The organism is Enterococcus sp. DIV1307a, assembly GCF_050537425.1.
Classification (GTDB): domain Bacteria; phylum Bacillota; class Bacilli; order Lactobacillales; family Enterococcaceae; genus Enterococcus; species Enterococcus faecalis.
Window position 1 is genome coordinate 152933 of the sequence record NZ_CP172914.1, and the last position, 23484, is coordinate 176416.

The following is a 23484-nucleotide window of genomic DNA, read 5'->3' on the forward strand; positions in this document are numbered from 1 at the left end:
AATGAGTGTGCATATCGAAGCAAAACCAGGTGAAATTGCCGATAAAATTTTACTACCAGGGGATCCCCTCCGAGCAAAATATATTGCGGAAACTTTTTTGGAGAATCCTGTCTGCTATAATCAAGTTCGTGGGATGTTAGGTTACACAGGAACATATAAGGGACAGCGTGTTTCGGTCCAAGGAACAGGGATGGGGATGCCTTCAGCAGGTATTTATGCCCATGAGTTAATTAACTCTTACGATGTGAAGAAGTTAATTCGTGTTGGTACGTGTGGTTCTATTTCAGAAAAAGTCAACGTTCGTGAATTAGTTATCGCACAAGCAGCAGCGACACCTTCTTCCGCGATTCGCAATGATTTTCCTAAATATGATTTTCCACAAATTGCGAGCTTCGACCTTTTACTCAAATCTTACGAAATTGCTAAAGCAAAAGGCTTTACTACCCATGTTGGTAACGTATTGTCAGATGATGTTTTTTACAAAGATAGCTTAGATGATGTCTTTCGTTTAGGTCGATACGGGGTATTAGCGATTGAAATGGAAGCGGCAATGTTATATTATTTAGCAGCAAAATTTGATGTAGAAGCATTGGCGATTATGACGGTGAGTGATAGCTTGGTGACAGGCGAAGAAACAACGGCAGAAGAACGCCAAACGACGTTTAATGAAATGATTGAAGTTGGTTTAGAAACGGCAATTGCTAATTAAAAAAATGCTTGGATGATTATTTTCATCCAAGCATTTTTTTAATTTAAGAGCGCTTTTTTTACATCTTCAACAATTTGAGTATTCGCAATAGGTCCGTTGTATAACCAACTACTTTTTTTATCATAGGTATGAACTTGGTTATTTTTCACAGCAGGTAAGTTCTTCCAAATTGCTTCTTGGAAAAGAGGTGCTGATTCATCGCTGTTTACAAGGAAAATGTGGTCTGCGTCAAGCTCAGCTAATTTTTCTAAAGAAACTTGATTCCAATCCGCAGTAGCATTTTTAGAAATTTCTTCCACTAATTTTGGAACTTGGAGGCCTAAGTCCTGATAGAGCACGGTTCCGCTTGAGCGATTATCGCTAACCATAAAGACTTGGTTGTTGGTTACCCATAAGACTGCCGCAGATTTGCCAGCATCCTTTTTGCCGAGGTCTTCTTGGACGCCTTTGGTTAAGGTATCATAATCTTCTAACACTTTTTTCGCTTGTTCTTTTTTATCTAAAACAGTGGCAATATCTTCCAATTGATCACGCCAGGTGACATTTTCGCCGTTTTTGACTACATAAGTTGGCGCAATTTTACTGTATTCTTTGTATTTACCGCCTTCAACTAGAGCAGATGAACTGATTAATAATAAGTCAGGTTCAAATTTTAGAACCGCTTCATATGGCAAGTCATAGGAAATAGTGGGGACATCTTTCAATTCTTTCGCTAAATAATCTTGAATGCTGCCTTGTCCAACTGTCCATTGTGCCACTGGTTTTTCTCCTAATGCAACTAGATAATCTTCTAAATAACTCGCAATAATCCGTTTGGGTTTCGCGGGGACGGTTACTTTATTGCCTAAGGTATCTGTTACTTCATGTGTTTTGTCAGCGTTGTTGGCTTCTTTATTCGTATTACCACAAGCTGCGAGTAAGAATGAACCAAGAAGAAGGGTTGTACCAATTAGGACCGTCTTTTTTAAAAGTTTCATTGTGTAACTCCTTTATTTTTAGTTGATAACGATTCTCATTATCAGTTAAAAACGACCGTTTGTCAATCATCGCTTGCTTTTTTGAGCAAATAAGTTGCATTTTTTAGATAATTCGTTTTTTTGATTGGAAGAAACATTGCTTTTTAAGGAAGGGTCTTTTATAATCAAGGAACAATGAGTGAGAACGATTCTCAATAAATGTAAAATAACGACAGAAAAATTAAAGAGGAATGGTTATGAATTATTTAGAGGCAGAGGACTTAACTACAGGATATGGTCGTCAAGTGATTAGTGAAGCGCTGAACTGTTCATTTGAAGCGGGAACTATTACAAGTATTATTGGACCAAATGGTTGTGGCAAATCGACCTTGTTAAAAACACTTGCGCGTATTTTGCCAGCTGAGAAAGGCAAGGTGTTCATTAAGAACCAAGAACTTCAACATTTTTCTTCAAAAGAAGTGGCGCAAGAACTAGCGATCTTATCACAAACGCCAGAAAATACAATCGATTTATCTGTTTTTGACCTCGTCTCTTTCGGGCGGTATCCATATCAATCGGGCTGGAAAAGTGTCACCACAGAAGATCAAGAGTACATACAATGGGCATTAGAATTAACAGGCTTAACTGAATTAGCTAGAGAGTCTGTGGCGATTTTATCAGGTGGACAACGTCAACGGGTTTGGATTGCTATGGCGCTAGTGCAGGATACAGATATTTTAATTTTAGATGAACCGACCACCTATTTGGATCCAGCGCATCAGCTAGAAATTTTAAATGTGTTAAAACGAATTAATCAAGAACATCAGAAAACTATCGTGATGACGATTCATGATATTAATTTAGCTTCTCGTTTTTCTGATCGCGTGATTGCGATGAAAGAGGGAAAGATTATCAATGAGGGAACACCGCAAGAAGTGATTACTGTTACTGGCTTAGCAGATGTTTTCGCTATTCAAGCAGAAATTAGTTATCATAGTCAGACACAGCGGCCACTAGTGCTTTCTTATGAGTTGATGGAAATGGAGCTGGATGGATGAAAGGCATAAGCGGATTTTATAGACACCAATGGCAAGTGTTACTTGTCTGTCTTTTTTTGCTAATTGGGACAATGCTTCTGTCATTGATGTTTGGTGCGACGTCGGTTTCGATTCAAACGATTATTGAATCATTTACGCACTTCGATGCGACCAATCAAGCGCATCAAGTCATCCAAACGGTTCGGTTGCCGCGGATTTTAGGGGCCGCTTTTGTGGGGGCAAGTTTAGCAGTGAGTGGGGCGTTAGCGCAAGGGATTACGCAAAACCCATTGGCAGATTCTGGCTTGCTGGGTATCAATGCTGGGGCTGGCTTGGGCTTAGCGCTTGTTTTTGCTTTCCTCCCTCAGGCAAGTTATTGGTGGCTTTTAGTTGTTTCTTTTCTTGGTGCCGGCGTGAGTGTGGCACTGATTTATTATCTTTCTAATCATTCAATTCGAGGAGCAAGCCCCATGCGTCTGACCTTAGTGGGAGCTGGTATTAGTGCCCTTTTTTTATCATTTAGTCAATTCTTAGCCATTCAGTTCAATTTGAGTCAAGAGTTAACGTTTTGGTTTCTTGGCGGTGTCAGCGTTATTTCTTGGGCACAATTAAAAATAGTCGTTCCTATCTTTCTGGGCGCATTTGCATTAGCAGTTCTGATTAGTCCGTCGGTGACTATTTTACGGTTTGGCGATGATGCAACAATTGGTTTGGGGCGAAATCCGCAGCGTATTCGGTTGTTTGCCAGTATAACGATTTTGCTTTTATCAGGATTGTCTGTGGCGCTGGTTGGCTCGGTCAGTTTTGTTGGTTTGGTGGTGCCTCATGTGATGCGAACAGTTTCTGGAGAAAATTACCGGCGCTTGATTCCGTTCTCGGCGTTAGGCGGTGCGCTCCTCGTTTTGGTGGCAGATTTAATCGCTCGAATGGTGAATCCGCCTTTTGAAACACCATTTGGGATTATCACGGCCTTAATTGGCATCCCATTCTTTCTTTATTTATTTCGTAAAGGAGGGCAACTAGGATGACACAGAAAAAAGTGTCCCGTTGGGTGGCTATCTTAATAGTTGGGATTATCCTAACTGCTTGTATCAGTTTAACGCAAGGGGAATTATCTGTTTCCTTCATGGATTTAAAAGCCCTTCTTTTGGGACAGGGAAGTCAGGCCAAACAACTGTTAGTTTGGGATTTTCGGTTACCACGGATTGTGCTTGCGGTCCTAGCGGGCGCAGCTTTAGGCTTAAGCGGCGCTATTCTTCAAGGGATTACTCGGAATCCGTTAGCAGATACTGGGATTTTAGGCATTAATGCGGGTGCTGGTTTGGCAGTGATTTTGTTTATTAGTTTTGTTGAGACGACAAGTATCACGACGTTTGCACTTCCGCTCGTGGCCTTAGTTGGCGGCTTGCTAGCGGCTGTTGGGATTTTGGTAATTGCGTATCATCATCGTTTAGGATTGACGCCAGTTCGAATGGTCTTAGCGGGTGTCATTTTGAGTACGGGTATTTCAGCACTCACCTTATTAATTACATCAAAAATTGACACTGAAAAGTACCGTTTTGTTACAATGTGGCAAGCAGGCAGTATCTGGGGCAGTAATTGGTTCTTTGTGGGCGCTTTGTTGCCTTGGCTAGTCATCGGGTTCTTTTTTGCGATGAAGCGTCATCGTCTGTTGGATATTTTACAATTGGGGGACGAAACAGCTATTTCTGTAGGTATTGCTGTGAAAAAAGAACGAATCGTTTCGTTGCTGTTAGCGGTGATGTTGGCGGCATCAGCGATTTCCGTTACAGGGGGAATTAATTTTTTAGGTTTACTTGCGCCACATATTGCTCGCAAATGTGGTTTTACGCAACAAAAACAGGTATTGCCATTGGCGGCGTTGTTTGGGAGTTTACTTTTATTGGTTAGTGATACGATTGGTCGGCTATTGCCTGGCAATGGAGAAATGCCTGCAGGGATTATTGTTGCGATCATCGGTGCGCCTTATTTTCTTTATTTGTTAATCAAAACAAGCGATTCGTTATAAAAAAGAATCAAAAGCTGGGTCAATCGGTCGTTGTGAAAGCAACTGTCATTTGCTCGGCTTTTTTATTGGCGGATTTTTGAAAAAATAGTATGATAAATGCGTAAGAGCATTGAATGGAGGATGAAAGAATGGAAAACTTTAATTTTTATGTACCAACAGACATCCGTTTTGGGAAAGATCGTTTAGACGAATTACCTGCTGTGTTAGATCAATTTGGCAAAAATGTCTTACTTGTTTATGGTGGCGGTAGTATCAAACGTAATGGCTTGTACCAACAAATTACTGATTTGGCCCAAAAAAACGGGCATACACTGATTGAGTTGAGCGGTGTCGAACCAAACCCGCGCATTGAAACCGTTAGAAAAGGAATTGAGTTGTGTAAAGAAAACCAAGTCGATGTTATTTTAGCAGTTGGCGGTGGTTCAACCATTGACTGTTCCAAAGCAATAGCTGCGGGCTTTTATTCGGAAGAAGATATCTGGACAGTCATTGCAGCCAGAAAAGGGTATACTGGTCCTGCTTTACCAATCGTGACCATCTTGACTTTAGCAGCAACAGGTAGTGAAATGAACGCAGGTGCTGTCATTTCTAACTTAGAAACCAATCAAAAATTAGGCTTTGGTGGTCCGAATATGATTCCAAAAGTTTCGTTCTTGGATCCAACGAATACTTTTACGGTTCCTCAAAATCAAACAGCAGCTGGCTCAGCGGATATTTTCAGTCATTTGATTGAAAACTATTTTAGTATTTCGACAGGCACGGACGTCCAAGATTTTGTGTCAGAAGGCTTAATGCGAACGGTTATCAAAAATTGTCCTATTGCTTTAGAAAATCCAGAAGATTATGATGCACGTGCTAATTTAATGTGGGCAAGTAGTTTAGCCTTAAATGGGTTAACAGGGCGCGGCAAACAAGGTGTTTGGTCTTGTCACCCAATGGAACATGAATTAAGTGCGTTTTATGACATTACGCATGGGATTGGCTTAGCAATTTTAACGCCTCGTTGGATGAATTACGTTTTGTCTGAACAAACCGTAGGCAAGTTTGCACAGTTTGCTCGAAATGTTTGGGGAATAGTCGAACAAGAGGAGGAAGTAGCAGCGAAAAAAGGTATTCAAGCATTGTATGATTACTTTGTGGCTTGTGGCATTCCAATGACATTACCAGAAGTTGGCATCGAAGCAGATAAATTTGAAGAAATGGCACAACAAGCTGTGGCCCATAGTGCAATTGCCGAAAAGGCTTATGTACCATTGGATGTAGCGGACATAGTAGCGATTTATAAAGATTGTTTAACCGAAAGTCAATTTATTTAATCCATAAAAAAGCGGTTTGCCTTGGCAAACCGCTTTTGTTAATAAGAAACAAGTTCTTATAAGTAGTATTTTTCTTTCACAGTTAAATCATCGTTTAATTCATAAACTAATGGTTTACCTGTTGGGATTTCAAGATCCATAATATCTTCATCAGAAATGCCTTCGATGTGTTTAGCTAAAGCACGTAATGAATTACCATGAGCCGCTACTAAGACAGTTTTGTTGTCTTTTAAAGCTGGCGCAATTTCATCTTGCCAGAATGGTAATGCACGTTCCAAAGTAACTTTCAAGTTTTCGCCACCAGGAATATCGCGTTGGTCTAACATTGCATAACGACGGTCGTTTGCTGCAGAACCTTCATCTGTTGCTTCCATTAATGGAGGAAGAGTATCGTAAGAACGACGCCAGATGTGGACTTGTTCGTCTCCGTATTTTTCAGCAGTTTCTTTTTTGTTTAGTCCTTGTAATTTACCATAGTGACGTTCGTTTAAGCGCCAAGATTTGATTTGAGGTACCCATAATTGATCTGAGTATTCTAGTAAATAGTTACAAGTTTTGATGGCACGAGTTAAAACAGAAGTATAAGCAACGTCGAATTCGATGCCTGCTTCTTTAATTTTACGGCCGCCTTCTTTTGCTTCTTCAACACCTTCAGGTGCTAAATCTACGTCAGCCCATCCAGTAAATTGGTTTAAGGCATTCCATTCGCTAAGTCCATGACGAGAAAAAACTAATTTTGGCATGTATAAGCTCTCCTTTGAGTTTAGTTTTCTGAAAATAAGATTTCCACGTTTATTGTACACCGTTTTGCGCAAGATTTCCAATGGAAAATAGTAAAAAAACGTGAAAGTTGCTGAAAAATCAGAGTGAAATCGAATCAAAAAAGAAGCCCCATCTGAAGGACTTCTTTTTTATTCTTAGGAATACAGCCGCTCGACATCTGTCTCAGGTAAATTGATGTACTTATAACAAGTGCCCACCGAAACGCCGCATTTATTAGAAATAAATTGGATTGTTTCTTTGTTTTCGTAATATAATGCACGGATTTTGCGGACGGTGCGTCCATCGATTTTTGGACGTCCACCTACTTTTCCGTTTTCACGAGCTTTGTGGAGCCCGACGAGTGTTCGTTCTTTAATTAGTGCACATTCCATAGCAGATAAGCTCTCCATTAATTGGAAATAGGCTTCACCTGTTGGAAGGTGAGTATCAATTCCTTCTGAAATGCTGACAAAATCAACTTGTTTTTCCTTTAACATTTTCATAAAGTCTGTTAATTGGCGGGTTGTTTTACCTAAATGGTGCAATTTACAAACAATAAGTGTATCCCCAGCAGAAAGAAGTTTTTCGACTTCGTCTAAGACACTGATCTCCGCTTGAGGATCAAATGTCTCTTGGAAAATATCATCACAACCAAACGATTGGAGAGTGGTTAGTTGATTTTTTAAATCGTCTTCAATAATAGTTGTGCGTGCATAACCAATTCGTTTCATATATTATCCTTCCTATATAAATAATCTTTTTTCACACATTCTTAACGTGCGGGAACATGTAAGGTTTTCGGTCCATCTTCATAACCGACGATTACCATAGAAACCATATTTAAAAATAAGCCGTGTTCAACGACGCCAACCAAGTTGTCTAAATAAGAACCTAAAGCTTCTGGATCTGTAATTATTTCTAAATGTAAATCGATGATATGGTGGCCTCCATCTGTTATTAATGTTTCGCCAGCAGCGTTTAAACGAAGTGTTGGGTGATAGCCTTTTTCTTCAAATAAATGCACTAGTTGGCGGCTGCCATAAGGAACAACCTCAACTGGAAGTGGGAAAGCCCCTAAATCGTCCACCATTTTTGATTTATCCACAATCCAAATACATTTCTTTGAATAAGTGGCCACAATTTTTTCAAAAAGTAAGGCAGCGCCACCGCCTTTGATTCCTTGAAAATCAGCGCTGATTTCATCGGCGCCATCAATCGTAAGATCCACATACGGAACCTCATCAATACCCTTTAAAGGAATGCCCAAGGCTAAGGCTTGTTTCTCTGTTTCTTTTGAAGTAGTAACCCCCACGATTGACAATCCTTCTTCTTTTACGCGACGACCAATTTCGTCTACCATAAATTTTGCTGTTGAGCCAGTACCCAAACCGACAATCATGCCGTCTTCTACATATTTTGCAGCTTCGATTCCTACCATTTGTTTCAGATTCATCGCTGTTTTCCGCCCCCTTCAATAGTCAAAGATATTGTACCGTTATTTAACTAAAAAAGATAGAAAGTTTTTGAAAAAGTCATAAAAATTTTTAAAGGAAAAGTGCATTTAAATAGAAGGAAAAGCTTTTTTACGAAAGGCGAAAGAAGAGGGTTGACAGCTGATACTTATCGTGGTATCCTAACAAAGGTGCTTTATCTACAGGTTCCTTATAGGGACGTGCTGACTGTCTATCAAAGCATATTTGATAAAGAGTGCAGAGATTGCATTATTTTTTATCGCGAAAAAAGAACCACCTGGATGTGTGGAACTAGAAGCGAAGTAAGGAAGGAGGAGAACAAGGAATGCCTACAATTAACCAATTAGTACGTAAACCTCGTAAATCTAAAGTAGAAAAATCTGATTCACCAGCCTTAAACAAAGGATATAACAGTTTTAAGAAAACTCAAACAAACGTTAACTCTCCGCAAAAACGTGGAGTTTGTACACGTGTGGGTACGATGACACCTAAAAAACCGAACTCAGCTTTACGTAAATATGCCCGTGTTCGTTTGTCAAACTTAATCGAAGTTACAGCTTATATCCCAGGTATCGGTCACAACTTACAAGAACACAGCGTGGTATTATTACGTGGTGGACGTGTAAAAGACTTACCAGGGGTACGTTACCATATCGTTCGTGGTGCGCTTGATACTGCCGGTGTTAACGACCGTAAACAAAGCCGCTCTAAATACGGTACAAAACGTCCTAAAGCTTAATTATAATAAGACAATAACAACTTGAAAAATCATATTTCGGAAGGAGGAGTTACGGATGCCTCGTAAAGGTCCTGTTGCAAAACGTGATGTTTTACCAGATCCAATTTATAACTCAAAATTAGTAACTCGCTTAATCAACCGTGTAATGGTTGACGGTAAACGCGGGATTGCTGCTAACATTATCTATAATTCATTTGATATCATCAAAGAATCTACAGGTAACGATCCATTGGAAGTTTTTGAACAAGCAATGAAAAACGTTATGCCTGTTCTTGAAGTTAAAGCACGTCGTGTTGGGGGTTCTAACTACCAAGTACCAGTTGAAGTTCGTCCAGAACGTCGTACAACTTTAGGTTTACGTTGGGTAGTTAACTACGCACGTCTACGTGGTGAACACACAATGGAAGAACGTCTAGCGAAAGAAATCATGGATGCTGCTAACAACACTGGCGCTTCTGTTAAAAAACGCGAAGACACACACAAAATGGCAGACGCAAACCGCGCATTTGCTCATTATCGTTGGTAAGATCCTCTCTGTCTGTCGCGTAAAGTGGCAGCAGAAAGTCAATTTACAATCGATTTAAATAAAGAGAGGAGTAAACATACAAAATGGCAAGAGAATTTTCACTTGAAAAAACTCGTAACATTGGTATCATGGCCCACGTTGATGCTGGTAAAACAACAACAACTGAGCGTATCTTGTACTACACTGGTAAAATCCATAAAATCGGTGAAACCCATGAAGGTGCTTCACAAATGGACTGGATGGAACAAGAACAAGAACGTGGTATCACGATTACATCCGCTGCGACAACTGCACAGTGGAAAGGCTACCGTGTAAATATCATCGATACTCCAGGACACGTGGACTTCACAATTGAAGTACAACGTTCTCTACGCGTATTAGATGGTGCGGTAACAGTTCTTGACTCTCAATCAGGTGTAGAACCTCAAACAGAAACTGTTTGGCGTCAAGCGACTGAATATAAAGTTCCTCGTATTGTATTCTGTAACAAAATGGATAAAATCGGTGCGGACTTCTTCTATTCAGTAGAATCATTACATGATCGTTTACAAGCAAACGCTCATCCAATTCAAATTCCAATCGGAGCTGAAGAAGACTTCACTGGAATCATTGACTTGATTAAAATGAAAGCTGAAATCTACACAAATGATTTGGGAACAGATATTCAAGAAACTGATATTCCTGAAGATTATTTAGAAAAAGCGCAAGAATGGCGCGAAAAATTAGTTGAAGCTGTTGCTGAAACTGACGAAGACTTAATGATGAAATATCTTGAAGGTGAAGAAATCACTGAAGAAGAATTAGTCGCTGGTATCCGTCAAGCAACAATCAACGTTGAGTTCTTCCCTGTATTAGCTGGTTCAGCATTCAAGAATAAAGGGGTTCAATTAATGTTGGACGCTGTTCTTGATTACTTACCATCTCCATTAGATATCGATGCTATCAAAGGGATCGATACTAAAACAGACGAAGAAACAACTCGTCCAGCTGATGACGAAGCACCTTTCGCTTCATTAGCATTTAAAGTTATGACTGACCCATTCGTAGGTCGTTTAACTTTCTTCCGTGTTTATTCTGGTGTCCTTGAAAGTGGTTCATACGTATTGAACGCTTCAAAAGGCAAAAAAGAACGTATCGGTCGTATCCTACAAATGCACGCCAACACTCGTCAAGAAATTGACAAAGTGTACTCTGGTGATATCGCTGCTGCTGTTGGTCTAAAAGACACAACAACTGGTGATACATTATGTGCATTAGATGCACCAGTTATTCTTGAATCTATTGAATTCCCTGACCCAGTTATCCAAGTCGCTGTTGAACCTAAATCAAAAGCTGACCAAGATAAAATGGGCGTGGCTCTACAAAAACTTGCTGAAGAAGATCCATCATTCCGCGTTGAAACAAACGTTGAAACTGGTGAAACAGTTATCTCTGGTATGGGTGAATTGCACTTAGACGTTTTAGTAGACCGTATGAAACGTGAATTCAAAGTTGAAGCTAACGTAGGTGCTCCTCAAGTATCTTACCGCGAAACATTCCGTGCTGCGACTAAAGCAGAAGGTAAATTCGTTCGTCAGTCTGGTGGTAAAGGACAATACGGTCACGTATGGGTTGAATTTACACCAAATGAAGAAGGTAAAGGCTTCGAGTTTGAAAACGCAATTGTCGGTGGTGTGGTTCCTCGTGAATACATCCCAGCAGTTGAAAAAGGGTTAGAAGACTCTATGAACAACGGTGTTCTTGCTGGTTATCCATTAGTTGATATCAAAGCAAAACTTTACGATGGTTCATACCACGATGTCGATTCAAATGAAACGGCCTTCCGTGTAGCTGCTTCTATGGCATTGAAAGCTGCGGCTAAAAATGCAAACCCAGTTATTTTAGAACCAATGATGAAAGTTACAATTACTGTTCCTGAAGATTACTTAGGTGATATCATGGGACACGTAACAAGTCGTCGTGGACGTGTTGAAGGTATGGAAGCACACGGTAACTCTCAAATCGTTAATGCGATGGTACCTTTAGCTGAAATGTTTGGTTATGCTACAACATTACGTTCAGCAACACAAGGACGCGGTACATTTATGATGGTATTTGACCACTATGAAGACGTACCTAAGTCTGTTCAAGAAGAAATCATCAAGAAAAACGGCGGCAACGCATAATTTTCCTTGAGAATAAAAGGTTTGTTTTTAGAACTATCCTTTTTTCAAGATTTCGTGTAAAATAGCTTATGATGATCAGACGATTTTTAGTAGCGTCTATCACATATAAAACAAACAATAAAATTTATATTTTTAGGAGGAACATTCAAAATGGCAAAAGAAAAATTTGACCGTTCTAAATCCCATGTTAACATTGGTACTATCGGACACGTTGACCATGGTAAAACTACATTAACAGCTGCAATTGCTACTGTATTATCAAAACACGGTGGCGGGGAAGCACAAAGCTACGATTCTATCGATAACGCTCCAGAAGAAAAAGAACGTGGAATCACAATCAACACTTCTCATATCGAATATGAAACTGAAACTCGTCACTATGCACACGTTGACTGCCCAGGACACGCGGACTACGTTAAAAACATGATCACTGGTGCTGCTCAAATGGACGGAGCTATCTTAGTAGTTTCTGCTGCTGATGGTCCTATGCCTCAAACACGTGAACATATCTTATTATCACGTAACGTTGGTGTACCATACATCGTTGTATTCTTAAACAAAATGGATATGGTTGATGACGAAGAATTATTAGAATTAGTAGAAATGGAAGTTCGTGACTTATTATCAGAATACGATTTCCCAGGCGATGATGTTCCAGTTATCGCAGGTTCTGCTTTGAAAGCTTTAGAAGGCGACGAGTCTTATGAAGAAAAAATCTTAGAATTAATGGCTGCAGTTGACGAATATATCCCAACTCCAGAACGTGATACTGACAAACCATTCATGATGCCAGTCGAAGACGTATTCTCAATCACTGGACGTGGTACTGTTGCTACAGGCCGTGTTGAACGTGGTGAAGTTCGCGTTGGTGACGAAGTTGAAATCGTTGGTATTAAAGACGAAACATCTAAAACAACTGTTACAGGTGTTGAAATGTTCCGTAAATTATTAGACTACGCTGAAGCAGGCGACAACATCGGTGCTTTATTACGTGGTGTAGCACGTGAAGATATCGAACGTGGACAAGTATTAGCTAAACCAGCTACAATCACTCCACACACAAAATTCAAAGCTGAAGTATACGTATTATCAAAAGAAGAAGGCGGACGTCACACTCCATTCTTCACTAACTACCGTCCTCAATTCTACTTCCGTACAACAGACGTTACTGGTGTTGTAGAATTGCCAGAAGGTACTGAAATGGTAATGCCTGGTGATAACGTTGCTATGGACGTTGAATTAATTCACCCAATCGCTATCGAAGACGGAACTCGTTTCTCTATTCGTGAAGGCGGACGTACTGTAGGTTCAGGCGTTGTTACTGAAATCGTTAAATAATTAACTTTTTAACTATAGCTTTAACCAGCGTAAAAAACTGGGGTATTCGGACGTAAGGCCAGAGAATTTATTCTCTGGTCTTTTTTTGTTTAGAAATTGGCTGGCTAAAAAATAAGCCAATTGGCTGTTTTAGCAGACTTGTTTCTTCCGTATACTTGGAGAAAAAGGTTAGGTGATTTAATGGAAAAAGTATTGACGATTGCAGGCTCCGATTCAACTGGAGGGGCAGGGATTCAAGCAGATTTAAAAACATTTGAAGAGTATGGAGTTTTTGGATTTTCAAGTTTAACCTCGATTGTGACGATGGATCCTACGACAGGCTGGTCACATGAAGTAACTGAATTGCCAGAAACGCTCTTAGAAAAACAATTGATTTCGGTTTTTGCAGGCGGTCCAGTAGCGGCCTTGAAAACAGGGATGATGGGCAATGAACAAAATATTAAAATGGCTAGCAAATACATTAAACAAGAAAAAATTCAAAAAGTCGTGATTGACCCAGTCATTGCTTGTAAGGGAACGGCACAAATTCTGCAACCCAAAAGTGTGGAAGGCCTAAAAAACGATTTACTGCCATTAGCATTAGTTGCTACGCCTAATTTAATTGAAGCGGGCATCTTATCTGGTTTAGGCGAAATTTCTTCCGTGGCGGAGATGGAAGAAGCGGCAAAACGAATTGTACAAATGGGAGCCAAACATGTCGTGGTTAAAGGGGGACATCGCTTAGCTGGTGAAAAAGCACTGGACTTGTTTTACGATGGTCACACCGCGCATCTTTTGGAAAATGAATTATATCCTACTGATTATAATCATGGTGCAGGTTGTACTTTTTCAGCGGCGATCACAGCTGGTTTGGCGAAAGGTTATTCGGTGTTAGAAGCAGTAACGTTAGCAAAAAAATTTGTAGCAGCGGCGATTAAACACGGTATTCAAGTTAATCCTTATGTGGGGCACGTGTGGCATGGTGCATACACCCATGCGGAACAACGGATGCGTAAGGAAGCATAATGTTTAGAACTAGAGGAGTCTGTCAAGGACTGGCTCTAGTTTTTTTGTGATAAAGAATAACAATAGTAGGTATTACGTTAAAAGAATGTTCAAATTTTTAAAAGAGGAGTAGAATAGAACTGTAATTGCAAAAAAGAAGCGGAACATAGAAGGGATGTTAACTTTTCTGTGCTTCAGTTTAGAACGGACTGTGGTGTTTGTTTTGACGAACTATCGGAAAGCGACTTCTTTTTGTTTTGGCTTCAAATGGTATTTAATGGAGGGAATGCAATGTTAGAAAAAGAAACGTACAGTCAACTGTTTAAATGGTCTTTTTCAAAAAAGACACAAGTCACATACTGGGATGGTACCGTCAAAGAGTATGGGCAAGGGTCGGGGGATCCGGTTTTTAAAATTGTATTCAATGAAAAAATTCCTGTGAAGGATTTACTGAATAACGCTTCGTTAACTTTAGGGGAAGCCTACATGGATCGCAAAATTGAAATCGAAGGCGATATCCAAGCGCTGATTTATGATGTGTATAACCAAAAGGATAGCTTTTTACACAATGCTAAATTTATTAAATGGCTTCCTAAAGAAAGTCATTCAAAAAAACGTTCGCAAGAGGATATTCACAGCCATTACGATCTAGGAAATGATTTTTACAAAAAATGGCTTGACCAAACAATGACGTATTCATGTGCTTATTTTAAAACGCCTGAAGATACATTAGAACAAGCGCAAGTGAATAAAGTTCATCATATTTTAGATAAATTGTTTATCAAAGAGGGCGACACTTTACTGGATATTGGCTGCGGCTGGGGCACGTTAATTTTAACTGTGGTGAAAGAATATGGAGCCAAAGCAACTGGGATTACATTAAGTGAAGAGCAATTTCATCATATTCGCCATATTATAGAAAAAGAAGGTCTACAAGATCGAATGACTGTCAAATTGATGGATTATCGTGATTTAAAAGGAGAGTCTTTTGACCATATTACGAGTGTCGGGATGTTTGAACATGTCGGTGCGGAAAATCTACATGAATATTTTGATGTCGTTCAGCGGAATTTAGCGCCTAAAGGTACGGCGTTGATTCATGGGATCAGTCGCCAACAAGGTGGGGCTAAAAATGCTTGGATTAATCGTTATATTTTCCCAGGTGGCTATATTCCTGGTGTCACTGAGCTAGTCGGCCATATGACAGAAAACGACTTGCAAGTGATTGACTTGGAAAGTTTGCGCAGAGATTATCAATTGACGCTGGAACATTGGACAAAAAACTTCCATAATATAGAAGCAGAAATTGTTGACGAAAAAGGCGAGCGCTTCTATCGAATGTGGGACTTATATTTGCAAGCATGTGCAGCCTCATTCCAAGCAAGCAATATTGATGTTATTCAATATTTATTGGTTCATCCAGATAACAATGATATTCCAATGCGCCGGATTGGTTAATAGAATAAAAAAGAAAGAATTTGAGATTCTGGTAAAAAAAAGAATCTCAAATTCTTTTTTTATAAAAATAGAATGAAAAGAATTGAAAAACAAAACAAATGCTTTTCAAAACAAGAAAAAATTCTTTCAAAAAAACGCAGAAAATCCTTGCTAACACTATCCTTTCATAGTATAATCAAAAAGGTGCTGTTTACAGGAGTGTAAAAAGCATTGGTAGATCAACGATTTGATTTGCCGGCTGTGAAGCGAGAGGTTGCGACACGCTCGGACGCTTTGCCATGAACGAGCATGCCGGATAAATTTTCGTGGAGCTATGTCTACTTTTAAAATAGGCGAAGGAGGGAACAAGATGGCAAAACAAAAAATTCGTATCCGTTTAAAAGCGTATGAACACCGTATTTTAGATCAATCAGCGGATAAAATTGTGGAAACAGCAAAAAGAACTGGAGCTGACGTATCAGGTCCGATTCCATTACCAACAGAACGCTCACTTTACACAGTTATTCGTGCGACTCATAAATACAAAGATTCTCGCGAACAATTCGAAATGCGTACTCACAAACGTCTAATTGACATTGTGAACCCAACACCAAAAACAGTTGACGCTCTAATGAAGCTTGACTTACCGTCTGGTGTTAATATTGAAATCAAACTATAAAATTAAGATGGAGGTGTACTCATGACCAAAGGAATCTTAGGGAAAAAAGTGGGAATGACACAAATCTTTACTGAGTCTGGTGAATTAATTCCAGTAACAGTAGTTGAAGCTACGCCAAACGTAGTTTTACAAGTAAAAACTGTTGAAACTGACGGATACGAAGCTATCCAAGTTGGTTACCAAGACAAACGTGAAGTTTTATCAAACAAACCTGCGAAAGGTCATGTTGCAAAAGCAAACACGGCTCCTAAGCGCTTCATTAAAGAATTCAAGAATGTTGAGCTAGGAGAATATGAAGTAGGTAAAGAAATCAAAGTAGATGTTTTCCAAGCAGGAGACGTTGTTGATGTTACAGGTACTACGAAAGGTAAAGGATTCCAAGGGGCAATCAAACGTCACGGCCAAAGCCGCGGACCTATGTCTCATGGTTCTCGTTATCACCGTCGTCCTGGGTCAATGGGTCCAGTAGCGCCTAACCGTGTATTTAAAAATAAACGACTAGCCGGCCGTATGGGTGGCGACCGCGTAACAATTCAAAACCTTGAAGTTGTTAAAGTGGACGTAGAAAGAAATGTTATCTTAATCAAAGGAAACATTCCTGGAGCGAAAAAATCTTTAATCACAATCAAATCAGCTGTGAAAGCTAAATAAGTGTAGGGAAAGGAGGAACTAAGGAATGCCGAATGTAGCATTATTCAAACAAGATGGAACTCAAAACGGTGAAATCACTTTAAATGAAGAAATCTTCGGAATCGAACCTAATGAAAGTGTTGTCTATGATGCAATCATCATGCAACGTGCTTCATTAAGACAAGGAACACACGCAGTTAAAAACCGTAGCGCTGTTCGTGGCGGTGGCCGCAAACCATGGCGTCAAAAAGGAACTGGTCGTGCTCGTCAAGGTTCAATCCGTTCACCACAATGGCGTGGAGGTGGCGTAGTCTTTGGACCAACACCGCGTTCATACAGCTACAAACTTCCTAAAAAAGTTCGTCGCTTAGCAATGAAATCTGTATTATCAGACAAAGTTGCTGAAAATAACTTGGTAGCAGTAGAAGGTTTAAGCTTCGATGCACCAAAAACAAAAGAATTCAAACAAGTTCTTGCTAACTTGTCTATCGATACTAAAGTATTAGTTGTTTTAGAAAATGGTAACGACTTTGCAGCTTTATCAGCTCGTAACTTACCAAACGTTTCTGTAGTAACTTCTGATAACGTTAGTGTGTTAGATGTTGTGTCAGCTAACAAAGTCTTGGCAACACAAACAGCTCTTACTCAAATTGAGGAGGTGCTTGCATAATGGAATTACTAGACGTAATCAAACGCCCAGTGATCACTGAAAAATCCATGTTAGCTATGGACGAAAAGAAATATACTTTCGAAGTGGACACTCGCGCAAACAAAACTTTAGTAAAACAAGCTGTTGAATCAGCATTCGATGTTAAAGTAGCAAACGTAAACATCTTAAACGTGCGTCCAAAATTCAAACGCATGGGTAAATATGCAGGTTATACAAAAAAACGTCGCAAAGCGATCGTTACATTAACTGAAGATTCAAAAGAAATTCAATTATTCGAAGCTGCTGAATAAGCAGTCCTGAACAATATCAACGTAGGAGGGAAATAAGACGTGGCGATTAAAAAGTACAAACCTACCACAAATGGCCGTCGTAACATGACAAGTTCTGATTTCGCTGAAATCACAACTTCAACACCAGAAAAATCATTGTTACAGCCATTAAAAAACAATGCCGGTCGTAACAACAACGGTCGCATTACGGTTCGTCACCAAGGTGGCGGTCACAAACGTCAATACCGTGTGATTGACTTCAAACGTAATAAAGATAACGTCGCAGCGGTTGTTAAAACGATCGAGTACGATCCAAACCGTTCTGCTAACATCGCGTTAGTTCATTACGAAGACGGGGTTAAGGCATACATCTTAGCACCAAAAGGATTAGAAGTAGGCATGCGCCTAGTATCTGGTCCAGAAGCAGATATTAAAGTAGGTAACGCATTACCATTGGAAAACATTCCAGTTGGTACAGTTATCCACAACATTGAAATGAAACCTGGTAAAGGTGGACAATTAATCCGTTCGGCTGGAACAAGCGCGCAAGTACTTGGTAAAGAAGGCAAATACGTATTAATCCGCTTAAACTCTGGCGAAGTTCGTATGATCTTAGCAACTTGCCGTGCAACAATCGGTTCAGTTGGTAACGAACAACACGAATTAATCAACATTGGTAAAGCTGGCCGCTCTCGTTGGATGCGTAAACGCCCAACTGTTCGTGGTAGCGTAATGAACCCTAACGATCACCCACACGGTGGTGGTGAAGGTAAAACACCAATTGGACGTAAAGCGCCAGTATCTCCATGGGGTCAACCAGCAATTGGATACAAAACACGTAATAAAAAAGCTAAATCAGACAAACTTATCGTTCGTCGTCGTACTAAATAATTTTTTTGACCATGTGTCGTACATTTTGAGAGGAGGTTCACCATGGGTCGTAGTTTAAAAAAAGGACCTTTCGTCGATGATCATTTGATGAAAAAGGTCGAAGCACAACAAGGTGCCGAAAAGAAAAAAGTAATTAAAACTTGGTCTCGCCGCTCTACAATTTTTCCATCATTCGTAGGTTTCACAATCGCTGTATATGATGGACGGAAACATGTCCCTGTTTACATTCAAGAAGACATGGTAGGACATAAATTAGGTGAATTTGCACCAACTAGAACTTATCGTGGCCACGTTGCTGACGATAAAAAAACTAAACGCTAATTTTGAGGGGAGGATATGCAAATGTCAGAACAAATTACATCAGCTAAAGCAACTGCAAAAACAGTTCGCACTTCACCTCGTAAAGCACGTTTAGTAATCGATCTTATCAGAGGGAAAAGCGTTGCGGATGCAATTTCAATCTTGAAATTCACACCGAACAAGTCTGCTGGAATCATTGAAAAAGTTTTAATGTCAGCAGTTGCTAACGCAGAAAACAACTTTGACTTAGACGTTGAAAGCTTAGTCGTATCTGAAGCATTTGTTAACGAAGGACCAACAATGAAACGTTTCCGTCCTCGTGCAAAAGGTTCAGCTTCACCAATCAACAAACGTACTAGTCACATCACAGTAGTTGTAACAGAGAAATAAGTCTCATGAAATAGACTGTTTTCTTTATGAAAACAGAGCTTAAACATTTAAGAGGAGGGACAATCAGTGGGTCAAAAAGTACATCCAATTGGAATGCGTGTAGGCATCATCCGCGACTGGGATGCGAAATGGTATGCTGAAAAAGAGTATGCTGAATTCTTACACGAAGATTTAAGAATCCGTAAATTTATCGCAACAAAACTTGCTGATGCTGCTGTATCTACAATTGAAATCGAACGCGCTGCAAACCGTGTTAACATTTCAATTCACACAGCTAAACCAGGTATGGTTATCGGTAAAGGCGGATCTGAAGTCGAAAACCTAAGAAAAGAATTAAACAAATTAACTGGCAAACGAGTTCACATCAACATCGTTGAAATCAAAAAACCAGATTTAGATGCAAAATTAGTAGGCGAAGGAATTGCACGTCAATTAGAAAACCGTGTTGCTTTCCGTCGTGCTCAAAAACAAGCCATCCAACGCGCAATGCGTGCTGGCGCTAAAGGAATCAAAACTCAAGTATCAGGTCGTCTAAACGGTGCGGATATCGCTCGTTCAGAAGGATACTCAGAAGGAACTGTACCACTTCACACATTACGTGCGGACATTGATTACGCATGGGAAGAAGCGGACACTACTTACGGAAAACTAGGAGTTAAAGTGTGGATCTATCGTGGAGAAATTCTTCCAACGAAAAAAAACACTGAGAAAGGAGGGAAATAATCATGTTAGTACCTAAACGTGTAAAACACCGTCGTGAATTCCGCGGAAAAATGCGCGGTGAAGCTAAAGGCGGAAAAGAAGTAGCATTTGGTGAATGGGGTTTACAAGCAACTGAATCTCACTGGATTACTAACCGTCAAATCGAAGCAGCCCGTATTGCAATGACTCGTTACATGAAACGTGGCGGGAAAGTATGGATTAAAATTTTCCCTCACAAGTCTTACACAAGTAAAGCTATCGGCGTACGTATGGGTAAAGGTAAAGGGGCACCAGAAGGCTGGGTATCACCAGTTAAACGTGGTAAAATCATGTTTGAAATCGCAGGCGTTCCTGAAGAAGTAGCTCGTGAAGCTCTTCGTCTTGCATCTCACAAATTGCCGGTAAAAACTAAGATCGTAAAACGTGAGGAAATGGGTGGTGAATCGAATGAAGGTTAAAGAAATCAGAGAATTAACCACTGCCGAAATGCTAGATAAAGAAAAACAATTAAAAGAAGAATTGTTCAACTTAAGATTCCAATTAGCAACAGGTCAATTAGAAAACACTGCACGTATTAAAGAAGTACGTCAATCGATTGCACGCATCAAAACAGTATTGCGTGAACAAGCTAACTAATAGTGGAAGGAGGCCAAACGCGTATGACTGAAGAAAGAAATCAACGTAAAGTTTACCAAGGTCGCGTGGTATCAGACAAAATGGATAAAACAATCACAGTTGTCGTTGAAACAAAGAAAAACCACCCTATCTATGGCAAACGTATGAAATATTCTAAAAAATATAAAGCGCATGATGAAAACAACACAGCGAAAGTTGGAGACATCGTAAAAATCATGGAAACTCGTCCATTATCAGCTACAAAACGTTTCCGTTTACTAGAGGTAGTCGAAGAAGCAGTTATTATCTAATAAAACGAGAATTTCCTAATAGATTGAAGCACAAAATCTGAAAGGGGGATACACATCGTGATCCAACAAGAAAGTCGTTTAAGAGTCGCTGACAATTCTGGCGCACGTGAAATTTTAACGATCAAAGTCCTAGGCGGATCTGGTCGTAAAACTGCTAACATCGGTGACGTTATTGTTGCTACTGTCAAACAAGCAACGCCAGGTGGGGTTGTTAAAAAAGGTGAAGTAGTTAAAGCCGTTATCGTTCGTACAAAATCTGGCGCTCGTCGTGCTGACGGTTCTTACATCAAATTTGATGAAAATGCTGCGGTAATTATCCGTGACGATAAAAGCCCACGCGGAACACGTATCTTCGGACCAGTTGCACGTGAATTACGTGAAAACAACTTCATGAAGATCGTTTCTCTAGCACCAGAAGTATTATAATCTCGAGCCCACGTTAAAGGAGGTGCGAAACAGTAATGTTTGTTAAAAAAGGCGATAAAGTAAAAGTTATCACTGGTAAAGATAAAAACAAAGAAGGCGTTGTCTTAGCAGCGTTTCCTAAACAAGATAAAGTTATCGTTGAAGGTGTCAACGTCGTTAAAAAACACCAAAAACCAAACCAAGCAGCCCCACAAGGTGGAATCCTTGAAGTGGAAGCGCCAATTCATGTTTCTAATGTAATGGTGATTGATCCTTCAAACGGAGAAGCTACTAAAGTTGCGTTTAAAGAAGTCGACGGCAAAAAAGTCCGCGTTTCTAAAAAAACAGGTGAAGTTTTAGATAAATAAAAATTGCGGAAGGAGGGCTTACTGAATGAACCGCCTGAAAGAAAAATATATTAAAGAAGTAACACCATCATTGGTGGAAAAATTTAATTACAGCTCAGTTATGCAAACACCTAAAGTTGATAAAATCGTTATCAACATGGGTGTGGGTGATGCAGTATCAAATGCTAAAAACTTAGACAAAGCTGTTGAAGAATTAGCATTAATCACTGGTCAAAAACCACTTATCACAAAAGCTAAAAAATCTATCGCTGGATTCCGTTTACGTGAAGGAATGCCAATCGGTGCGAAAGTAACGCTACGCGGCGAAAGAATGTACGAATTTTTAGATAAATTAGTAACAGTTTCTTTACCTCGTGTACGTGACTTCCACGGTGTCAGCAAAAAAGCTTTCGATGGTCGTGGTAACTATACTTTAGGTATTAAAGAACAATTAATCTTCCCAGAAGTTGATTATGATTTAGTAGATAAAGTACGCGGTATGGACATCGTAATTGTTACAACAGCGAACACTGACGAAGAGTCTCGCGAATTGTTGGCACAATTAGGTATGCCATTCCAAAAATAATATAAGGAGGCGAACTACGTGGCTAAAAAATCAATGATTGCTAAAAACAAACGTCCTGCTAAACATTCAACACAAGCTTATACTCGTTGTGAACGTTGTGGACGTCCACATTCAGTTTATCGTAAATTTCATCTTTGCCGTATTTGCTTCCGCGAACTTGCCTATAAAGGTCAAATTCCCGGCGTGAAGAAAGCTAGCTGGTAAACAAGTAAACTCGCATAAAGGAGGTAAATAGTTCAATGGTCATGACAGATCCAATTGCAGATTTTCTAACTCGCATTCGTAATGCGAACATGGTTAAACATGAAACTTTAGAAGTACCTGCTTCAAAAATCAAACGTGATATCGCAGAAATCCTGAAACGTGAAGGATTTATCCGCGACGTAGAATACATCGAAGATGACAAACAAGGCGTAATCCGTGTTTTCCTAAAATATGGTAAAAACGAAGAACGTGTTATCACAAACTTAAAACGTATTTCTAAACCAGGTTTACGTGCATACGTAAAAGCTGACGAAGTACCAAAAGTATTAAACGGTCTAGGAATTGCAATCATCTCTACATCAGAGGGTGTAATTACTGACAAAGAAGCTAGAGCGAAAAATATCGGCGGCGAAGTAATCGCCTACGTATGGTAATTCTAAAAAATACACAAGGAGGTGTCTCTAAGTGAGCCGTATTGGTAATAAAGTTGTTGTTCTTCCTGCTGGTGTTGAAATCAAGCAAGACGGAAACAACATTACAGTTAAAGGACCTAAAGGTGAATTAACACGCGAATTTTCTTCTGATATCAAAATGAACATCGAAGGAAACGAAGTGACATTCACTCGTCCAAACGATTCAAAAGAAATGAAAACAATCCACGGAACAACTCGTGCAAACTTCAACAACATGGTTGTTGGTGTTTCTGAAGGTTTCCAAAAAGCACTTGAACTTATCGGGGTCGGATACCGTGCCCAAGTACAAGGCAACAAATTAACTTTAAACGTTGGTTATTCTCATCCTGTCGAAATGACAGCACCAGAAGGCGTAACATTTGAAGTACCTGCGAACACACAAGTTATCGTTAAAGGCATCAACAAAGAAGTTGTTGGTGAATTAGCTGCTAACATCCGTGGCGTTCGTCCTCCAGAACCTTATAAAGGCAAAGGGATTCGCTATGTTGGTGAATTTGTACGCCGTAAAGAAGGTAAAACTGGTAAATAATAACAGCTGTGTA

Annotated in this window: 32 protein-coding genes; 28 read left to right on the top strand and 4 right to left on the bottom strand. The window is 39.8% G+C overall.

What is annotated here, in order from left to right; genetic code table 11:
- The first annotated feature begins 1 nt into the window (after nt 1).
- Nucleotides 2-709, top strand: coding sequence for a purine-nucleoside phosphorylase (gene deoD, locus IGL90_RS00685; RefSeq protein WP_002359338.1), 708 nt, complete (start codon nt 2-4; stop codon nt 707-709).
- 38 nt (nt 710-747) lie between these two features.
- Here the strand turns inward: deoD and IGL90_RS00690 are convergent, their stop codons facing one another.
- The gene (locus tag IGL90_RS00690; RefSeq protein WP_002361532.1) at nt 748-1686 is read right to left on the bottom strand and encodes an iron-hydroxamate ABC transporter substrate-binding protein; all 939 of its coding nucleotides are present in this window, start codon (nt 1684-1686) and stop codon (nt 748-750) included.
- 230 nt (nt 1687-1916) lie between these two features.
- Here IGL90_RS00690 and IGL90_RS00695 point away from each other — a divergent pair, with 230 nt between their 5' ends.
- The 4 genes from IGL90_RS00695 to IGL90_RS00710 all read left to right on the top strand — a co-directional run bounded on the left by IGL90_RS00695 (nt 1917) and on the right by IGL90_RS00710 (nt 6047).
- Nucleotides 1917-2723: an ABC transporter ATP-binding protein gene (locus IGL90_RS00695; RefSeq protein ID WP_002356183.1), complete on the top strand. Its 807-nt coding sequence runs from the start codon at nt 1917-1919 to the stop codon at nt 2721-2723.
- The gene (locus IGL90_RS00700; RefSeq protein ID WP_002388739.1) at nt 2720-3730 is read left to right on the top strand and encodes a FecCD family ABC transporter permease; all 1011 of its coding nucleotides are present in this window, start codon (nt 2720-2722) and stop codon (nt 3728-3730) included. Before IGL90_RS00695 ends, IGL90_RS00700 begins: the two co-directional genes overlap by 4 nt.
- Nucleotides 3727-4731 (top strand): FecCD family ABC transporter permease, encoded by a 1005-nt coding sequence (locus tag IGL90_RS00705; RefSeq protein ID WP_002392918.1) that lies wholly within the window; start codon nt 3727-3729, stop codon nt 4729-4731. Before IGL90_RS00700 ends, IGL90_RS00705 begins: the two co-directional genes overlap by 4 nt.
- A 113-nt stretch (nt 4732-4844) precedes the next feature.
- Nucleotides 4845-6047, top strand: coding sequence for an iron-containing alcohol dehydrogenase (locus IGL90_RS00710; protein ID WP_002386357.1), 1203 nt, complete (start codon nt 4845-4847; stop codon nt 6045-6047).
- A gap of 56 nt (nt 6048-6103) precedes the next feature.
- Here IGL90_RS00710 and gpmA read toward each other — a convergent pair whose 3' ends face one another.
- The 3 genes from gpmA to rpiA form a co-directional block, all read right to left on the bottom strand.
- Nucleotides 6104-6790 carry a 2,3-diphosphoglycerate-dependent phosphoglycerate mutase gene (gpmA, locus tag IGL90_RS00715; RefSeq protein WP_002359343.1) on the bottom strand — a complete coding sequence of 229 codons (687 nt, stop codon included), beginning with the start codon at nt 6788-6790 and terminating at the stop codon, nt 6104-6106.
- Between the two features lie 174 nt (nt 6791-6964).
- On the bottom strand, nt 6965-7540 hold the full coding sequence (locus IGL90_RS00720) for a recombinase family protein (RefSeq protein ID WP_002356188.1): 576 nt from the start codon (nt 7538-7540) through the stop codon (nt 6965-6967).
- A 41-nt stretch (nt 7541-7581) separates the two neighbouring features.
- Complete coding sequence (rpiA, locus tag IGL90_RS00725; protein WP_048738117.1) at nt 7582-8262, bottom strand: ribose-5-phosphate isomerase RpiA; 681 nt, start codon at nt 8260-8262, stop codon at nt 7582-7584.
- A 344-nt stretch (nt 8263-8606) separates the two neighbouring features.
- On the opposite strand from rpiA, the gene rpsL reads away from it, so the two are divergent.
- The 23 genes from rpsL to rplF all read left to right on the top strand — a co-directional run bounded on the left by rpsL (nt 8607) and on the right by rplF (nt 23471).
- A complete protein-coding gene (gene rpsL / locus IGL90_RS00730) occupies nt 8607-9020 on the top strand; it encodes a 30S ribosomal protein S12 (protein ID WP_002356190.1) in 414 nt (137 codons plus the stop codon).
- 55 nt (nt 9021-9075) lie between these two features.
- Nucleotides 9076-9546 (top strand): 30S ribosomal protein S7, encoded by a 471-nt coding sequence (gene rpsG, locus IGL90_RS00735; protein ID WP_002356191.1) that lies wholly within the window; start codon nt 9076-9078, stop codon nt 9544-9546.
- Nucleotides 9547-9629: 83 nt separating this feature from the next.
- Complete coding sequence (gene fusA / locus IGL90_RS00740) at nt 9630-11711, top strand: elongation factor G (protein WP_002356192.1); 2082 nt, start codon at nt 9630-9632, stop codon at nt 11709-11711.
- 150 nt (nt 11712-11861) lie between these two features.
- Nucleotides 11862-13049, top strand: coding sequence for an elongation factor Tu (tuf, locus tag IGL90_RS00745; protein WP_002356194.1), 1188 nt, complete (start codon nt 11862-11864; stop codon nt 13047-13049).
- A 180-nt stretch (nt 13050-13229) separates the two neighbouring features.
- Nucleotides 13230-14054 carry a bifunctional hydroxymethylpyrimidine kinase/phosphomethylpyrimidine kinase gene (gene thiD / locus IGL90_RS00750; protein WP_048738118.1) on the top strand — a complete coding sequence of 275 codons (825 nt, stop codon included), beginning with the start codon at nt 13230-13232 and terminating at the stop codon, nt 14052-14054.
- A gap of 270 nt (nt 14055-14324) precedes the next feature.
- A complete protein-coding gene (locus tag IGL90_RS00755) occupies nt 14325-15491 on the top strand; it encodes an SAM-dependent methyltransferase (RefSeq protein WP_048738121.1) in 1167 nt (388 codons plus the stop codon).
- A gap of 349 nt (nt 15492-15840) precedes the next feature.
- Nucleotides 15841-16149: a 30S ribosomal protein S10 gene (gene rpsJ, locus IGL90_RS00760; protein ID WP_002389727.1), complete on the top strand. Its 309-nt coding sequence runs from the start codon at nt 15841-15843 to the stop codon at nt 16147-16149.
- Between the two features lie 21 nt (nt 16150-16170).
- Nucleotides 16171-16800 carry a 50S ribosomal protein L3 gene (rplC, locus tag IGL90_RS00765; protein WP_002356199.1) on the top strand — a complete coding sequence of 210 codons (630 nt, stop codon included), beginning with the start codon at nt 16171-16173 and terminating at the stop codon, nt 16798-16800.
- A 25-nt stretch (nt 16801-16825) separates the two neighbouring features.
- The gene (gene rplD, locus IGL90_RS00770; RefSeq protein WP_002356200.1) at nt 16826-17449 is read left to right on the top strand and encodes a 50S ribosomal protein L4; all 624 of its coding nucleotides are present in this window, start codon (nt 16826-16828) and stop codon (nt 17447-17449) included.
- Nucleotides 17449-17739 (top strand): 50S ribosomal protein L23, encoded by a 291-nt coding sequence (locus IGL90_RS00775; protein ID WP_002356203.1) that lies wholly within the window; start codon nt 17449-17451, stop codon nt 17737-17739. The genes rplD and IGL90_RS00775 overlap by 1 nt, the downstream gene beginning before the upstream one ends.
- Before the next feature lie 39 nt (nt 17740-17778).
- Entirely contained in the window at nt 17779-18609 is an 831-nt protein-coding gene (gene rplB / locus IGL90_RS00780; RefSeq protein WP_002356204.1) for a 50S ribosomal protein L2, read from the top strand.
- Nucleotides 18610-18651: 42 nt separating this feature from the next.
- Entirely contained in the window at nt 18652-18930 is a 279-nt protein-coding gene (gene rpsS / locus IGL90_RS00785; protein WP_002356205.1) for a 30S ribosomal protein S19, read from the top strand.
- A gap of 21 nt (nt 18931-18951) precedes the next feature.
- The gene (gene rplV, locus IGL90_RS00790) at nt 18952-19299 is read left to right on the top strand and encodes a 50S ribosomal protein L22 (RefSeq protein ID WP_002356206.1); all 348 of its coding nucleotides are present in this window, start codon (nt 18952-18954) and stop codon (nt 19297-19299) included.
- A gap of 66 nt (nt 19300-19365) precedes the next feature.
- Nucleotides 19366-20022, top strand: a complete 657-nt coding sequence (gene rpsC, locus IGL90_RS00795; RefSeq protein WP_002356207.1) for a 30S ribosomal protein S3 — start codon at nt 19366-19368, stop codon at nt 20020-20022.
- Between the two features lie 2 nt (nt 20023-20024).
- On the top strand, nt 20025-20459 hold the full coding sequence (gene rplP, locus IGL90_RS00800) for a 50S ribosomal protein L16 (protein ID WP_002356208.1): 435 nt from the start codon (nt 20025-20027) through the stop codon (nt 20457-20459).
- Nucleotides 20449-20637 (top strand): 50S ribosomal protein L29, encoded by a 189-nt coding sequence (gene rpmC / locus IGL90_RS00805; RefSeq protein ID WP_002383858.1) that lies wholly within the window; start codon nt 20449-20451, stop codon nt 20635-20637. Before rplP ends, rpmC begins: the two co-directional genes overlap by 11 nt.
- Nucleotides 20638-20660: 23 nt before the next feature.
- Nucleotides 20661-20927, top strand: coding sequence for a 30S ribosomal protein S17 (rpsQ, locus tag IGL90_RS00810; RefSeq protein ID WP_002359348.1), 267 nt, complete (start codon nt 20661-20663; stop codon nt 20925-20927).
- A 57-nt stretch (nt 20928-20984) separates the two neighbouring features.
- Entirely contained in the window at nt 20985-21353 is a 369-nt protein-coding gene (gene rplN, locus IGL90_RS00815; protein ID WP_002356211.1) for a 50S ribosomal protein L14, read from the top strand.
- Nucleotides 21354-21388: 35 nt separating this feature from the next.
- Nucleotides 21389-21700: a 50S ribosomal protein L24 gene (gene rplX, locus IGL90_RS00820; RefSeq protein WP_002356212.1), complete on the top strand. Its 312-nt coding sequence runs from the start codon at nt 21389-21391 to the stop codon at nt 21698-21700.
- Between the two features lie 25 nt (nt 21701-21725).
- Complete coding sequence (rplE, locus tag IGL90_RS00825) at nt 21726-22265, top strand: 50S ribosomal protein L5 (protein WP_002356213.1); 540 nt, start codon at nt 21726-21728, stop codon at nt 22263-22265.
- Between the two features lie 18 nt (nt 22266-22283).
- A complete protein-coding gene (locus IGL90_RS00830) occupies nt 22284-22469 on the top strand; it encodes a type Z 30S ribosomal protein S14 (RefSeq protein WP_002356214.1) in 186 nt (61 codons plus the stop codon).
- A gap of 35 nt (nt 22470-22504) precedes the next feature.
- Nucleotides 22505-22903 carry a 30S ribosomal protein S8 gene (gene rpsH / locus IGL90_RS00835; RefSeq protein WP_002356215.1) on the top strand — a complete coding sequence of 133 codons (399 nt, stop codon included), beginning with the start codon at nt 22505-22507 and terminating at the stop codon, nt 22901-22903.
- A 31-nt stretch (nt 22904-22934) separates the two neighbouring features.
- Entirely contained in the window at nt 22935-23471 is a 537-nt protein-coding gene (gene rplF / locus IGL90_RS00840) for a 50S ribosomal protein L6 (RefSeq protein WP_002356217.1), read from the top strand.
- Nucleotides 23472-23484: the final 13 nt, after the last annotated feature.

Excerpts from the sequence above, each read along its gene's own strand:
- deoD (WP_002359338.1), top strand. The coding sequence starts at position 2 with ATGAGTGTGCATATCGAAGCAAAACCAGGTGAAATTGCCGATAAAATT.
- IGL90_RS00690 (WP_002361532.1), bottom strand. The coding sequence starts at position 1,686 with ATGAAACTTTTAAAAAAGACGGTCCTAATTGGTACAACCCTTCTTCTT.
- IGL90_RS00695 (WP_002356183.1), top strand. The coding sequence starts at position 1,917 with ATGGTTATGAATTATTTAGAGGCAGAGGACTTAACTACAGGATATGGT.
- IGL90_RS00700 (WP_002388739.1), top strand. The coding sequence starts at position 2,720 with ATGAAAGGCATAAGCGGATTTTATAGACACCAATGGCAAGTGTTACTT.
- IGL90_RS00705 (WP_002392918.1), top strand. The coding sequence starts at position 3,727 with ATGACACAGAAAAAAGTGTCCCGTTGGGTGGCTATCTTAATAGTTGGG.
- IGL90_RS00710 (WP_002386357.1), top strand. The coding sequence starts at position 4,845 with ATGGAGGATGAAAGAATGGAAAACTTTAATTTTTATGTACCAACAGAC.
- gpmA (WP_002359343.1), bottom strand. The coding sequence starts at position 6,790 with ATGCCAAAATTAGTTTTTTCTCGTCATGGACTTAGCGAATGGAATGCC.
- IGL90_RS00720 (WP_002356188.1), bottom strand. The coding sequence starts at position 7,540 with ATGAAACGAATTGGTTATGCACGCACAACTATTATTGAAGACGATTTA.
- rpiA (WP_048738117.1), bottom strand. The coding sequence starts at position 8,262 with ATGAATCTGAAACAAATGGTAGGAATCGAAGCTGCAAAATATGTAGAA.
- rpsL (WP_002356190.1), top strand. The coding sequence starts at position 8,607 with ATGCCTACAATTAACCAATTAGTACGTAAACCTCGTAAATCTAAAGTA.
- rpsG (WP_002356191.1), top strand. The coding sequence starts at position 9,076 with ATGCCTCGTAAAGGTCCTGTTGCAAAACGTGATGTTTTACCAGATCCA.
- fusA (WP_002356192.1), top strand. The coding sequence starts at position 9,630 with ATGGCAAGAGAATTTTCACTTGAAAAAACTCGTAACATTGGTATCATG.
- tuf (WP_002356194.1), top strand. The coding sequence starts at position 11,862 with ATGGCAAAAGAAAAATTTGACCGTTCTAAATCCCATGTTAACATTGGT.
- thiD (WP_048738118.1), top strand. The coding sequence starts at position 13,230 with ATGGAAAAAGTATTGACGATTGCAGGCTCCGATTCAACTGGAGGGGCA.
- IGL90_RS00755 (WP_048738121.1), top strand. The coding sequence starts at position 14,325 with ATGTTAGAAAAAGAAACGTACAGTCAACTGTTTAAATGGTCTTTTTCA.
- rpsJ (WP_002389727.1), top strand. The coding sequence starts at position 15,841 with ATGGCAAAACAAAAAATTCGTATCCGTTTAAAAGCGTATGAACACCGT.
- rplC (WP_002356199.1), top strand. The coding sequence starts at position 16,171 with ATGACCAAAGGAATCTTAGGGAAAAAAGTGGGAATGACACAAATCTTT.
- rplD (WP_002356200.1), top strand. The coding sequence starts at position 16,826 with ATGCCGAATGTAGCATTATTCAAACAAGATGGAACTCAAAACGGTGAA.
- IGL90_RS00775 (WP_002356203.1), top strand. The coding sequence starts at position 17,449 with ATGGAATTACTAGACGTAATCAAACGCCCAGTGATCACTGAAAAATCC.
- rpsS (WP_002356205.1), top strand. The coding sequence starts at position 18,652 with ATGGGTCGTAGTTTAAAAAAAGGACCTTTCGTCGATGATCATTTGATG.
- rplV (WP_002356206.1), top strand. The coding sequence starts at position 18,952 with ATGTCAGAACAAATTACATCAGCTAAAGCAACTGCAAAAACAGTTCGC.
- rplP (WP_002356208.1), top strand. The coding sequence starts at position 20,025 with ATGTTAGTACCTAAACGTGTAAAACACCGTCGTGAATTCCGCGGAAAA.
- rpmC (WP_002383858.1), top strand. The coding sequence starts at position 20,449 with ATGAAGGTTAAAGAAATCAGAGAATTAACCACTGCCGAAATGCTAGAT.
- rpsQ (WP_002359348.1), top strand. The coding sequence starts at position 20,661 with ATGACTGAAGAAAGAAATCAACGTAAAGTTTACCAAGGTCGCGTGGTA.
- rplX (WP_002356212.1), top strand. The coding sequence starts at position 21,389 with ATGTTTGTTAAAAAAGGCGATAAAGTAAAAGTTATCACTGGTAAAGAT.
- rplE (WP_002356213.1), top strand. The coding sequence starts at position 21,726 with ATGAACCGCCTGAAAGAAAAATATATTAAAGAAGTAACACCATCATTG.
- rpsH (WP_002356215.1), top strand. The coding sequence starts at position 22,505 with ATGGTCATGACAGATCCAATTGCAGATTTTCTAACTCGCATTCGTAAT.